At 64.1% G+C, this 13,440-nt stretch carries 7 protein-coding genes; 1 reads left to right on the plus strand and 6 read right to left on the minus strand.

Going from position 1 to position 13,440, the window contains the following annotated elements; translation table 11 throughout:
• Positions 1-14: 14 nt before the first annotated feature.
• The 6 genes from selO to betI all read right to left on the minus strand — a co-directional run bounded on the left by selO (position 15) and on the right by betI (position 10,928).
• Positions 15-1,475 carry a protein adenylyltransferase SelO gene (selO, locus tag LOY42_RS01970; RefSeq protein WP_258599726.1) on the minus strand — a complete coding sequence of 487 codons (1,461 nt, stop codon included), beginning with the start codon at positions 1,473-1,475 and terminating at the stop codon, positions 15-17.
• Between the two features lie 165 nt (positions 1,476-1,640).
• Entirely contained in the window at positions 1,641-4,946 is a 3,306-nt protein-coding gene (gene mscK, locus LOY42_RS01975; protein WP_139674116.1) for a mechanosensitive channel MscK, read from the minus strand.
• Positions 4,947-4,981: 35 nt separating this feature from the next.
• Positions 4,982-6,724, minus strand: a complete 1,743-nt coding sequence (locus LOY42_RS01980) for a potassium/proton antiporter (RefSeq protein WP_139674113.1) — start codon at positions 6,722-6,724, stop codon at positions 4,982-4,984.
• Positions 6,725-6,987: 263 nt separating this feature from the next.
• Positions 6,988-8,685: a choline dehydrogenase gene (gene betA, locus LOY42_RS01985; RefSeq protein WP_102681761.1), complete on the minus strand. Its 1,698-nt coding sequence runs from the start codon at positions 8,683-8,685 to the stop codon at positions 6,988-6,990.
• A gap of 75 nt (positions 8,686-8,760) precedes the next feature.
• Positions 8,761-10,233 carry a betaine-aldehyde dehydrogenase gene (gene betB, locus LOY42_RS01990; RefSeq protein ID WP_046853877.1) on the minus strand — a complete coding sequence of 491 codons (1,473 nt, stop codon included), beginning with the start codon at positions 10,231-10,233 and terminating at the stop codon, positions 8,761-8,763.
• A 38-nt stretch (positions 10,234-10,271) separates the two neighbouring features.
• The gene (gene betI, locus LOY42_RS01995) at positions 10,272-10,928 is read right to left on the minus strand and encodes a transcriptional regulator BetI (protein ID WP_102681759.1); all 657 of its coding nucleotides are present in this window, start codon (positions 10,926-10,928) and stop codon (positions 10,272-10,274) included.
• Positions 10,929-11,407: 479 nt separating this feature from the next.
• Here betI and LOY42_RS02000 point away from each other — a divergent pair, with 479 nt between their 5' ends.
• The gene (locus LOY42_RS02000) at positions 11,408-13,411 is read left to right on the plus strand and encodes a BCCT family transporter (RefSeq protein WP_102681758.1); all 2,004 of its coding nucleotides are present in this window, start codon (positions 11,408-11,410) and stop codon (positions 13,409-13,411) included.
• Positions 13,412-13,440: the final 29 nt, after the last annotated feature.

Genomic DNA, 13,440 nt, shown 5'->3' on the forward strand with positions numbered 1-13,440 from the left:
CGCAGCAATGGAAATCAGGATGAACAGCTGATCTCCAGGTGCTTGCCCCACTCTGGCGGCCGCTCGGCATACGCTTGCATCCCGGGCTGTTCCTCGAACGGTTTGCTCAGCACCTGATGCAGCCGACGCACTTCACTGTAGTCAGCGGCCTCTGCCGCTTCGATAGCCTTCTGCGCCAGATAATTGCGCAGTATGTACAGCGGGTTGACCGCATGCATCCGCTCACGGCGACCTTCGGCATTACCCGGCTCACGCTCGCAGCGTGCCAGGTAGTCCGCACCCCAGGCATCGAAACCGGCCAGGTCGACGAAATCGTCGCGCACCATTTGCAGGGCCTCGGCCACCGGTTGCTCGCCCAGGCGGCGGAAGAACAGCGTGTAGTCCACACCGCCGCTCTGCATGCGTTGCAGCAGGCGTTCGACCAGGGCCATGTCGTCGTCCTCGGCGGTGGTCAGGCCCAGGCGGCGGCGCATCAGGTCCAGATAGTGGGCCTGGTACAGCGGCAGGAACAGCGCCAGCGTCTGCTTCAGCGGCTCGACCTCGATCACTGTGGTCAGGGCCTGGGCCAGGGCGCTGAGGTTCCAATGGGCGATCGGCACTTGGTTGGCGTAGCTGTAGCGGCCGCGGTCGTCGGAGTGGTTGCAGATGAAGTTGGCGTCGAAGTCGTCGAGGAAGGCGTAGGGGCCGAAGTCGAAGGTGATGCCGAGGATCGACATGTTGTCGGTGTTCATCACCCCGTGACAGAAGCCGTAGGCCTGCCAGCGAGCGATCAGCTCGGCATTGCGCTCGACAATGGTGCGGAACATGGCCAGGTAGGGCTGCTCGGCGCTGCGGCATTCGGGATAGTGCTGCTCCAGCACATGGTCGATGAGCACACGCTGCTGCTCGGGCTGTTTCGTGTAGTAGAAATACTCGAAATGGCCGAAGCGCACATGGCTCTGTGCCAGGCGCAGCAGCATCGCGGCGCTTTCGCGGGTTTCCCGCCACACTGCGGTGCTCGAGCCGATCACGCACAGCGCCCGGCTGCTGGGGATGCCCAGGGCGCTCAGGGCTTCGGAGGCGAGGAACTCGCGAATGGACGAGCGCAGTACGGCACGGCCATCACCCATGCGTGAGTAGGGCGTCTGGCCGGCGCCCTTGAGGTGCAGGTCCCAGTGTTCGCCGGCCTCGTTGAGGATCTCGCCCAGCAGCAGGCCACGGCCATCCCCCAGGCGCGGGTTGTAGGAGCCGAACTGGTGGCCGGAATAGACCATCGCGCGCGGGTCTGCTTCTTCCCAGAGCTTGTGGCCGCTGAACAGCTCGGCGAACACCGGCAGTTCGGCCTGGGCGGGGTCCAGGTTGAGCAGGGCCATCGCCGATTTGCTGGCAACGACCAGGCGGGGGTCGGCAATCGGGTCGGGCAGGACCTGGGTGGAGAAGGCATCGCCGAGTTGGGCGAAGCGGTTGTCGAAGGTGAGTTGGTCGAGGGACTTCACGGGGCCTGCTCCTGAATTCGGTGCCATTGGGGCCGCTGTGCGGCCCTTTCGCCGGCGAGCCGGCTCCCACAGGGCAAGGCATGCCATCTTGTGGGAGCCGGCTTGCCGGCGATCGAGGGCAAAGCCCTCGCCTGCATTCTGGAGGGCATGCCTGTCGCAGTCCACTCAGCTCGGCGGCGTGCTGTCCGGTTTGCTGTCCATCGGGATCAACTGCTGCTTGCCGTTCTTCGCATCCATGAGGAACACCTCCACCTGGCGCACCGAGATCTTGATGTTGTGCGCCTTGAACTCACGGTTGATATAGCGGTTGAGCTCGTCCAGCGTCGGGTTGCGGTCGCCGAGGTCGCGCACGTGCATGCGCAGTTCGTGGTCCAGCGAGCTTTCGCCGAAGTTGAGGAAGTACACCAGCGGCTCCGGGTCCTTGAGCACCCGCGGGTTCTCGTGGGCGCCCTTGAGCAGCAGGTCGCGCACCAAGTCCAGGTCCGAGCCGTAGTCGATGCCCAGCTTCAGCGTCACCCGGGTGACGGTGTCGGTCAGCGACCAGTTGATCAGCTGGCCGGTGATGAAGGTCTTGTTGGGGACGATGATGTCCTTGCGGTCGAAGTCGGTAATGGTGGTGGCGCGGATGCGGATCTTGCTCACCGTGCCGGACAGGTTGCCGATGGTGATGGTGTCACCGATGCGCACCGGGCGTTCGAACAGGATCATGATGCCGGAGATGAAGTTGGCGAAGATCTCCTGCATGCCGAAACCCAGGCCCAGCGACAACGCCGCCACCAGCCACTGCAGCTTGTCCCAGCTGACCCCGAGGGTGGCCAGGGTGCTGACGATACCTACCCCGGCGATTACATAGGACAACAGCGTGGTAATAGCGTATGCGCTGCCCTGGGCCAGGTTCAGTCGTGACAGCACCAGCACTTCGAGCAGGCCTGGCAGGTTGCTGGCCAGGGCCACGGCGATACCGGCGATGACCATGGCGCCGAGCAGGTCGCCGAGGCTGATCGGTACCATGCTGGCAGCTGCGCCGGTGCCGCTGCTGTACTCGTACAGGGTGATGTTGTTGAGGTAGGCGAACACGGTGATCAGGTCCGCCCAGACCCAGTACAACCCGCCGATGAAACCGCCCAGCAGGGCCAGGCGAATCAGGCGCAGCGACTGCTGGTTGACCTGCTCGATGTCCAGGGTCGGCTCCTCGACCACCACCTCGCCATCCAGCCCTTCCTTGGCGGCCTGGCGTTTGCTCAGGGCGCGCTGGTAGGCCAGGCGCCGCGCCGCCACCGACAGGCCACGCACGAACGCGGCCTCGATCACCAGCCAGAACAGCAGCAGGTAGAGCGTGTAGATCAGCCGGTCGGTGAGCTTGAGGGCGGTGTAGTAGTAGCCGAAGCACACCGCCACGAACAGGGCGATGGGCAGGGCGGTGAAGGCCACCCCGACCGCTTTGCGGAACAGCGAGGTGTTCTGGTGCGCGGGGCTGCTCAGCAGCAGTCGGCTGAGCAGCCAGGCCATCAGCGCATAGCAAGTCAGCACCACGCCGATGCCCAGCACGTCGTCGGCCAATGCCGAGGGCTGGTGTTCGGCCACCGCCACCACGCCCACCAGTGCCAGTACCACGGTACCGAGGCGACGTACCCAACCCCGCAGGAACTCGACCTGGGGCTTGTGCCAGCGGAAGTGAATTTCGGCGACGCCGCCCGGGGCAAGGATGCGGTAGGCGGTGTAGAACACCAGCCAGGCCTGGGCGATCTGCCACAACGCGGCGCCAAGGTTGGCGTTCTGTCCGCGGGCATCAAGCTGCAGGGCGTAGCTACCGAGAGTAAGCGCCAGGGCCACCGGCAGTGCCAGCAGGATGTTGATCAGGATCGCCTGGGGCGTGTGCCACTGGCTGTCACGCTTGAAGTGGCCGATGTCCTGGTGGACCTTGCCCAGGCGCCGGTACAGGGCCTTGCGCCGCCACAGCAGGGCGCCGATCACCAGGATCAGCGGCAGGAACAGCAGTGGCTGCTGCACCAGGCCGTCGCCCAGCTCCTTGATACCCGCGCCCCAAGGCAGGCTGGCCACCTGGTAGGCCAGGCCCTCGGGCACTTGGCGCAGCCACTGCCAGTCCAGCGGTTTGTTGCTGGGGATCCAGAACATCTGCTCTTCCAGCGTAGTGCGCAGGTTCTGGGCAGTGCTCAGCAGTTGTTTCTGGTTCAGTTGCAGGGTGATGCATTCGTTGAGCAGCGCCGACAGCTCGCGGTTCAACCGCTCGAGCAGGTCGCCCCGGGTGATCGCCACTTCCAGCAGGGCCTTGCGCAGCTGCGGGGTGACGTCTTCCTCGGGCTGGCTGGCCAGCAGCTTGTCCACGTAAGCGGACGGGCTGCTCATCTGTTCGCGTTCCTGGTTGATCTCGAACTGGTACAGGCGGATATCGGCGATCTGGTCGGCCAGGTTGCGGTCGAGCTTCAGGTGCGGCAAGGCCTGCTTCTGCTTGTACAGGATCTTCGACAGCAGCAAGCTGCCCTTGAGTACGTTGATCTGCTCGTCGAGGGCCTGGTCGGCCTGGGTGAGGCTGTCGAGCTGCTGCTTGGTGCGCAGGTTCTGCTGGGTCACCTCGTTGAGGCGGTCGGTGCTGCGCAGCAGGTAATCGGACAACTGCAGGTTGGCGGTGCTCTCGGTGGCCAGCAGGTTGCTGCCGCCGGCCTTCTGCGCCTCGATCGACTGGCGGGTGACGGCCTGTTGCGACTGCGCCAGGCGCTTTTCGTTGATCAACGTCTGCAGGTCCTGAATTTCCTGTTCCAGCCTTGTGGCGCGTTCGATCAGCAGGTCATGGCGGGCGTTGCCCAGGTCCTGCAGCACGCTGTTGCCGGCCAGTTCCTGGCGGCGCAGCAGGGTCAGGGCGTTGAGCGAGGCCAGCTCGGCGTTGAGCTGGTTGCGCTGGTCGGCATTGATCGACTTGCCGTTGTCCTTGCCGCTCTTGAGGCTGTTGTTGATCTGCTGGGCACGCATCTGGTTGCCGCTGATCTCGGCCTGGGCGCGCTCGGGGCGGGTCTGGGAGTTGATGATCAGGCTGTTGGCTTCGGACAGCGCCTTCTGCAGGTCGCCCTGCTGAGTGCTGCGCTCGCTGAGCATCTGTTCGAGCTGCGGCACCGTCAGGCTGGCGTAGCGCTGCGCCACCGGCACGACGCTGGAGGCCTTGAGCTTGATCAGTTCGCGCTGGCTGTCGCGGATCTCCTGGGGGGCATTGGCCAACTGCTGCTTGAGGGCTTCGAGCTTCTTTTCGCTGTCGTCGCGGGCGTTGAGCAGCGCCAGTGTCTGCTCCAGCACCTGCTGCACGGCTTTCTGCTCGGTTTCCGGCAGTTTGCGCTCGGCGATCTTGCTCAGGCTGCTCTGGATGCCCGGAGTGGTCGGGATTTCCACCGCGCCAGCGGCGAACGAGAGGGTCAGGCACAGCCCCAGCAGGGCTGCGCGGCAATGGTCACGCAGGGACATAGGCAGAGTTCTTGTGATACGCGGCAAATCGGAGTTTAGAGGAACAGCCCGGGGCCGGGGCGGGTACCTTCGGGGAATCTGACGCCCACTTTCTGGATCTTGTTCCCGTCCATGACCGCGACGGTCCAGATCGTGCCGTGCCATTCGATCTGGTCGCCTACTACTGGAGCGCCTCCGACCTTCTGTCGGATGAACTGCGCCAGCGGCATCTTCGCGTCCAGGCCATCGAGTTTCAGGCCGTAAAGCGCCGCCACCGCACCCAGCTCGGCATCGCCTTCGAGCACGAAATCGCCGAAGAAGCGCAGGTCGAGGCCGCGTTGCGGCGCCTGGCTGAACAGCTTGCCCAGCGCCGGCAGGTTATGTTCGTGGCCGATCACGCAGAGCATGTCGCCGACCTCCAGCACGGTGCTGCCCGACGGGTGCAGCAGCTGCTCGCCACGGAACAAGGCGGCGATCCGCGTGCCTTCGGGCATCTTCAGCTCGCGCAGGGCGGCGCCGATGCACCATTTTTCGGCGCCCAGGCGGTAGACGAACAGCTCCCATTCGCTGGTGACGTGCACCTCCAGCGCGGAGCGCGAAATCGGCGCCGGGTCCGGCGGTACCGTGACCTTCAGCAGCTTGGCCATCCACGGCAGGCTGGTGCCTTGCACCAGCAGCGACACCAGCACGATGAAAAACGCCAGGTTGAAGAACAGCTGGGCCTGGGGCAGGCCGGCCATCAACGGGAACACCGCCAGAATGATCGGCACCGCGCCGCGCAGGCCGACCCAGCTGATGAAGCCTTTCTCGCGGCCATGGAAGGCCTTGAACGGTAGCAGTGCGGCGACCACCGACAGTGGCCGGGCGACCAGGATCATCCACAATGCCAGGCCCAGGGCGGGCAGGGCGATGGGCAGCAGGTCGTGGGGCGTGACCAGCAGGCCCAGTACCAGGAACATGCCGATCTGGGCCAGCCAGGCCATGCCGTCGAGCATGTGCAGGATGCCGTGGCGACTGCGGATCGGCTTGTTGCCCAGCACCAGCCCGCACAGGTAAACCGCGAGGAAACCGCTGCCGTGCAGGGCGTTGGTCAGGGAGAACACCACCAGGCCGCCGGCCACTACCAGGATCGGGTACAGGCCGCCGGCCAGGTTGATGCGGTTGACCAATTGCAGCATCAGCCAGCCGCCGCCCAGGCCTATCAGACCGCCGATGCCGAACTCGCGCAGCAGGTGGGTGAGCAGGTTCCAGTGCAGGCCGGTCTGGCCGCTGGCGATCATGTCGATCAGGGTCACGGTGAGGAACACCGCCATCGGGTCGTTGCTGCCCGACTCGATCTCCAGGGTGGCGGTGACTCGTTCGTTGAGGCCCTTGCCGCCGAGCAGCGAGAACACCGCCGCCGCGTCCGTGGAGCCGACGATGGCGCCAATCAGCAGGCCCTGGATGAGGCTCAGGTCGAACAGCCAGGCGGCGACCATGCCGGTCAGTCCAGTGGTGATCAACACGCCCACCGTGGCCAGCGACAGCGCCGGCCACAGCGCCACGCGGAAGCTCGCCACCCGGGTGCGCAGGCCGCCGTCGAGCAGGATGACCGCGAGCGCCAGGTTGCCCACCAGGTAGGCGGTCGGGTAGTTGTTGAAAATGATGCCGCCACCGTCTACGCCAGCGACCATGCCGACCGCGAGGATGATGACCAGGATGGGGATGCCCAGGCGCGATGACAGCGAGCTGACCAGGATACTTGCACCCACCAGCAATGCGCCGATCAGGAACAGGCTGTTGATGGTGCTTGCATCCAAAGGCAGGTACTCCGGGACAGCGGGGGAAAAGGGACGTGCAACTATGAACTAGCAGGTCGCGTGCCAATCGATTCTAACCTGATGAATTGGCAGCCTGTAAAGCGTTTCTGCAGATGTAGAAAAGGCACCTCGAAAGGTGCCTTTTCTTGTGTTGCCTGTTACGGCCTCATCGCTGGCAAGCCAGCTCCCACAGGGTCGTCACAGCCCTTGAGTACGGGGTGCTAGCTGTGGGAGCCGGCTTGCCGGCGATGAAGCCAAGCAGGTCAGGCCTGCTTCACTTCACGCATCGGCTTGCCCTTCACCGGTGCATCGCCCGCCACGTAGTACTTGGCGGTGCTGCGCGGCAGCGGCTTGCGGCCACGGATCTTGTCCGAGATCTTCTCGGCGATCATGATCGTGGTGGCGTTGAGGTTGCCGGTGATGATCAGCGGCATGATCGACGCATCGACGACGCGCAGGCCCTGCATGCCGTGCACGCGACCCTCGCCATCGACTACGGCCATGTCGTCGGTGCCCATCTTGCACGAGCAGGACGGGTGGAAGGCGGTTTCGGCGTGCTCGCGGATGAATTTGTCCAGCTCTTCATCGGTCTGCACGTGGGCGCCCGGGCTGATCTCGCGGCCGCGGTACGGGTCCAGCGCCGGCTGGGCCATGATTTCGCGGGTCAGGCGGATGCCGTCGCGGAATTCCTGCCAGTCCTGCTCGGTGGACATGTAGTTGAACAGGATGCTCGGGTGCTGGCGCGGGTCTTTCGACTTGGCCTGGATGCGACCACGGGCTGGCGAGCGCATGGAGCCCATGTGTGCCTGGAAGCCGTGCTCTTTCACACCGTTCGAGCCGTTGTAGTTAATCGCTACCGGCAGGAAGTGGTACTGGATGTTCGGCCACTTGAATTCAGGGCGGGTGCGGATGAAACCACCGGCCTCGAACTGGTTGCTGGCGCCGATGCCGGTGCCGTTGAACAGCCACTCGGCACCGATGGCCGGCTGGTTCCACCACAGCAGCGACGGGTACAGCGACACCGGCTGGGTGCAGGCGTACTGCAGGTACAGCTCGAGGTGGTCCTGCAGGTTCTCGCCGACGCCCGGCAGGTCGTGGACCACTGGAATGTCGAGGCTTTCCAGCAGGGCGCGCGGGCCGACGCCGGAGCGCTGCAGCAGTTGCGGCGAGGCGATGGCGCCGGAGGAAACGATGACTTCCTTGCGGGCGCGCGCTTCGACGCGCTCTTCGCTGTCACCGACCAGGTAAGTCACGCCAACAGCGCGCTTGTTGTCGAACAGCACGCGGTCGCTCAAGGCGTGGGTGACGATGGTCAGGTTCGGACGCTTCTTGGCCTGGTCCAGATAGCCACGGGCGGTGCTGGAACGACGACCATTCTTGGTGACCGAACGGTCCATCGGGCCGAAGCCTTCCTGCTGGTAGCCGTTGAGGTCTTCGGTGCGCGGGTAGCCGGCTTGCACGCCGGCCTCGACCATGGCGTGGAACAGCGGGTTGTTGCCGGCTTTCGGCGTGGCCACGCTGACCGGGCCTTCGCCGCCGTGGTAGTCGTTCGGGCCGATGTCGCGGGTTTCGGCCTTACGGAAGTACGGCAGGCAGTCCAGGTAGGTCCAGTCCTCAAGGCCTGGCAGTTCAGCCCAGCCGTCGAAGTCCATGGCGTTGCCGCGGATGTAGCACATGCCGTTGATCAGCGACGAACCGCCCAGGCCCTTGCCGCGGCCACATTCCATGCGGCGACCGTCCATGTGCGGCTCCGGGTCGGTCTCGTAGGCCCAGTTGTAGCGGCGACCTTGCAGCGGGAAGGCCAGGGCGGCCGGCATCTGGGTGCGGAAGTCGAAGCGGTAGTCCGGGCCACCGGCTTCCAGCAGCAGCACGGTGACGCTGGCGTCTTCGGTCAGGCGGGTGGCCAGGGTGTTACCGGCGGAGCCGGCACCGACGATGATGTAATCGAATTCTTGGGACATTGAAGTACCCTCGTTGGCAGTTGTCAGGGAGCGGAAACGCCCGCGCTCAAGGGCGCGGGCGTGGCGGGACCAGGTTTAGAAAACCGAGTTGTAGCCGCCCAGCTCGACCTGAACCGACTTGATGCGAGTGTATTGAGCCAGCGAGCTGACACCGTTTTCACGGCCGACGCCCGACTGCTTGTAACCGCCAACCGGCATTTCGGCCGGCGACTCGCCCCAGGCGTTGATCCAGCAGATACCGGCTTCGAGCTTGTGGATGATGCGGTGGGCGCGGCTGATGTCGTTGGTGCAGACACCTGCGGCAAGGCCGTATTCGGTGTCGTTGGCGCGACGGATGACTTCTTCCTCGGTCTCGTAGCTGAGGATGCTCATCACCGGGCCGAAGATCTCTTCCTTGACGATGGTCATGTCGTCGGTGCAGTCGGTGAACACGGTCGGGGCGACGAACGCGCCCTTGGCGAAGTCGCCGTCCAGCAGACGCTCACCGCCGCACAGGACGCGGGCGCCTTCTTCTTTACCCTTGGCGATGTAGGACAGCACGCTTTCCATGTGCTGGAAGCTGACCAGCGGGCCGAAGTTGGTGTTCTCGTCTTCCGGGTTGCCGGCACGGATGCGGGCGACGCGCTCGGCGATCTTGGCTTCGAAGGCGGCTTTCATCGCGGCAGGGATGAACACGCGGGTGCCGTTGGTGCAGACCTGACCGGAGCTGTAGAAGTTGGCCATCATGGCGATGTCGGCGGCCTTGTCCAGGTCGGCGTCGTCGCAGATGATCAGCGGCGACTTGCCGCCCAGTTCCATGGTGACTTCCTTGAGCGACGAGCTCGAGGCGCTGGCCATGACTTTCTTGCCGGTGGTGGTGCCGCCGGTGAAGGAGACCTTCTCGATGCGTGGGTGCTCGGTCAGCCAGGTGCCGACTTCGCGGCCGCTGCCGGTCAGCACGTTGAACACGCCGTTCGGCAGGCCGGCTTCGGTGAAGATCTCGGCCAGTTTCAGGGTGGTCAGCGAGGTGACTTCCGACGGCTTGAAGATCATCGCGTTGCCGGCGGCCAGGGCCGGGGCGGATTTCCACAGGGCGATCTGGATCGGGTAGTTCCAGGCGCCGATACCAACGGTCACGCCCAGCGGCTCGCGGCGGGTGTAGACGAAGGACGATTCGCGCAGCGGAATCTGCTCGCCTTCGATGGCCGGCACCAGGCCTGCGTAGTATTCCAGCACGTCGGCGCCGGTGACGATGTCGACGTAGCGAGTCTCGGAGTACGACTTTCCGGTGTCCAGGGTTTCCAGCATGGCCAGCTCGTCGTTGCGCTCGCGCAGGATGTCGACGGCGCGGCGCAGGATGCGCGAACGCTGCATGGCGGTCATGGCGGCCCAGACTTTCTGGCCACGCTCGGCGCTTTCGACGGCCTTCTCGACGTCAGCTTGAGTTGCGCGCTGCACGTGGGCGAGGACTTCGCCGGTAGCCGGGTTGATGGCTTCGAAGGTGGCATCGCTGCCAGCGTCTACGTAAGCGCCATCGATGTAGAGTTTTTGCGTTCCGAAACGGGCCATAGTGTCCTCGCAAGTGCAGTGTGTGGTTGGCTGCCGCGTCACGCTCCTGCCGGTTGGCTGGTCGCTGCGCGCGGCTGTTCAGAGGCCTGGTTGTTTGTATCCAGGGACTGCTGTTTAGCCAGTTGTAGATCCATGTATTCGTAAGCGATGCGTATTGCCTGCTCGGTGTCGAATGCGTCACCCGAGAGGGCGCCACGCAACCACAGGCCGTCGATCAGGGCCGCCAGCCCGCGGGCGGCCTTGCGCGCATGGTAGAGCGGCAGGACACGGCGGAACTGGCAGCACAGGTTGGAGTACAGGCGGTGGTCGTTGATCCGCTGCAACCTGTGCAAAGACGGCTGGTGCATGCTGGAAGCCCAGAAGGCCAGCCAGGTTTTCATTGCCGGGCCATTCACCTGGCTCGCATCGAAATTGCCTTCGATGATCACCTTCAGGTGGGCACGCGGGCTGTCGTCCGTGAGGGCCTGACGACGCGCGATCACACCCTCGTTGAGCATGTTCATGATGTAGCGCATCGTCGCTGCGATCAGGCCATTCTTGTCCTGAAAGTAGTGACTGATGATGCCGTTCGACACGCCGGCCAAACGGGCAATCAGCGCAATGCTGGCATCTCCCAGTCCGACCTGATCGACCGCCTGCAAGGTGGCTTCGATCAACTGCTGGCGGCGGATGGGTTGCATACCGACCTTGGGCATCTTGCTATCTCCTCAGGCCTGCGGGCAGACGACAAGCGGCTACCTCGGCGAAGGCCAGTCTATTTTGTTTTGATTGAACGTTCAATCAATAAAGAATAAGCTCTGCGACAATTTGTGCCATTGACAGTTTTTGGGACGGTCACAGGGGCACGAATCGACACCCCAGGAAATCGCGTAACCCCCGGAATACAAGGCGTTGACGGGCATGAGCGATGCGAAAGACAGATTCTGCCGAGTGGCCACAGGCCGCGCGGCCGGCCCTTTGGAGCGGGCCAGGTGTCTGTGGCTAATGCGCGCACCCAGCGATGGCGTGCGCAAGAAGCGACAGGCGACCGGTCTGGTTTTTTGCAACGTTTCGATTCGGGATCACGGTTTCCAGGGTGCCTTTTATAACACCTTGCGCAGTAGGGCTATTGCACCAATTGCGTGGGACATAACTGTTTAGCCTCCACTGCCGCACTGCCCGGAGCATTCGTGCAATGAGTTCTGCTTCCCTGACAAAGCCCCCCGCCGAGCGGGTACGGGTCAACCACGTGGTGTTTTTCACCTCGGCGCTGATGATCCTTGTTCTGACTGCCTTGCTGATCGCTGTACCCGATATCGCCGGCCAGGTGCTTGGCGTCGCCCAGAAGTGGCTGACGCGCACCTTTGGCTGGTACTACATGCTGGTGATCTGCGGTTACCTGCTGTTCGTCGTCTACCTGGCATTTTCCGACTTCGGCAAGCTCAAGCTGGGCGGCAAGGACGACACCCCGGACTTCAGCTACGGCGCCTGGGCCGGCATGCTGTTCTCCTCCGGTATCGGTATCTCGCTGCTGTACTTCGGCGCTTCCGAGCCGCTGGACCACTACTTCAACCCACCGGAAGGTACGCCTGCCAGCCTCGAGGCCGCGCGCCAGGGCCTGCAACTGACCTTCCTGCACTGGGGCCTGCACGGCTGGGCGATCTACGCCCTGGTCGGCCTGGCCGTGGGTTACTTCGCCTACCGTCACAACCAGCCGCTGGCACTGCGCTCGGCGCTCTACCCGCTGGTCGGTGAGCGTTGGGTCAAGGGTGGCGCGGGCCATGCCGTGGACATCTTCGGCATGTTCGTCACCCTGCTGGGCCTGGTGACCAATCTGGGCATCGGCTCGATGCAGGTGGCCTCGGGCCTGGAATACCTGTTTGGCATGGACCACAGCAAGACCAACCTGCTGGTGGTGATCCTGGTCATGGCCGGCGTGGCCACCGTGGCCGCGGTGTCGGGCGTGGAGAACGGCATCCGCCGCCTGTCCAACCTGAACATCCTGCTGTTCAGCGGCCTGTTGATCTTCGTGCTGCTGGCCGGCAATACCCTGCACCTGCTAAACGGCTTCGTGCAGAACGTCGGCGACTACCTCAACGGTGTCGTGCTGAAGACCTTCGACCTCTATGTCTATGAAGGCGACAACGACAAGTCCGAGCGCTGGCTGGGCCTGTGGACCGTGTTCTACTGGGCCTGGTGGATCTCCTGGGGCCCGTTCGTCGGCATGTTCATCGCCCGTATCTCCAAGGGCCGGACCGTGCGCCAGCTGGTCAGCGGCGTGCTGCTGATCCCGTTGGGCTTCACCTTGGCGTGGCTGTCGATCTTCGGCAACACTGCGCTGGACCTGGTGATCAACCAGGGCGCCGTGGAGCTGGGCAAGACCGCGCTGGAACAGCCGTCGATGTCGATCTACCAGCTGCTCGAGTACTTCCCAGCGGCGAAGATCGTCATCGGTGTGGCGGTGTTCGTCGGCTTCGTGCTGTTCCTCACTCCGGCCGACTCCGGCGCGGTGATGATGGCCAACCTGTCGTGCAAAGGTGGCAAGGTCGACGAAGACGCCCCACACTGGATGGTGGTGTTCTGGTCGGTGGTGATCACCCTGGTGACCATCGGCCTGCTGTTCGCCGGTAACTTCGAAGCCATGCAGACCATGGTGGTACTGGCCGGCCTGCCGTTCTCGGTGGTTCTGGTACTGTTCATGTTCGGCCTGATGAAGGCCATGAAGCAGGACGTTGCGGTCGAGAGCGAGCGCGCCGAACTGGCCGCCCGTGGCCGTCGCGGTTTCAGCGAGCGCCTCAGTCAGCTGGACCTGCAGCCGACTCAGGCCGTGGTGCAGCGGTTCATGGACAAGCAGGTCAGTCCAGCGCTGAAAGAGGCCGCCGAGCAGCTGCGTACCCTGGGCTTCGAGGTCGAGACCCGGGTAGGTCAGTCGCGCAACATGATGGGCCTGCGAGTGATGATGGAAGAGGGTAATCCCTTCGTCTACGAAGCTAGCCTGGATGGCTACCTGGCCGCGCCGAGCGAGGCGCCGGTCGAAGGGGAGCCGGAAGTGCAGCAGCGCTTCTACCGCGCCGAGGTCTACCTGCACGACGGCAGCCAGGAGTACGACCTGATGGGCTTCACCCGTGAGCAGATCGTGCGTGACGTGCTGGATCAGTTCGAAAGCCACCGCCAGCTGTTGGGGCGTGTGTACAGCTAATCCGGACCGCGCATGAACGAGGGCCCCGA

Origin of the sequence: Pseudomonas sp. B21-023, from assembly GCF_024749165.1 — a bacterium.
Taxonomy (GTDB): domain Bacteria; phylum Pseudomonadota; class Gammaproteobacteria; order Pseudomonadales; family Pseudomonadaceae; genus Aquipseudomonas.

Excerpts from the sequence above, each read along its gene's own strand:
- mscK (WP_139674116.1), bottom strand. The coding sequence starts at position 4,946 with ATGTCCCTGCGTGACCATTGCCGCGCAGCCCTGCTGGGGCTGTGCCTG.
- betA (WP_102681761.1), bottom strand. The coding sequence starts at position 8,685 with ATGTCCCAAGAATTCGATTACATCATCGTCGGTGCCGGCTCCGCCGGT.
- betB (WP_046853877.1), bottom strand. The coding sequence starts at position 10,233 with ATGGCCCGTTTCGGAACGCAAAAACTCTACATCGATGGCGCTTACGTA.
- betI (WP_102681759.1), bottom strand. The coding sequence starts at position 10,928 with ATGCCCAAGGTCGGTATGCAACCCATCCGCCGCCAGCAGTTGATCGAA.
- LOY42_RS02000 (WP_102681758.1), top strand. The coding sequence starts at position 11,408 with ATGAGTTCTGCTTCCCTGACAAAGCCCCCCGCCGAGCGGGTACGGGTC.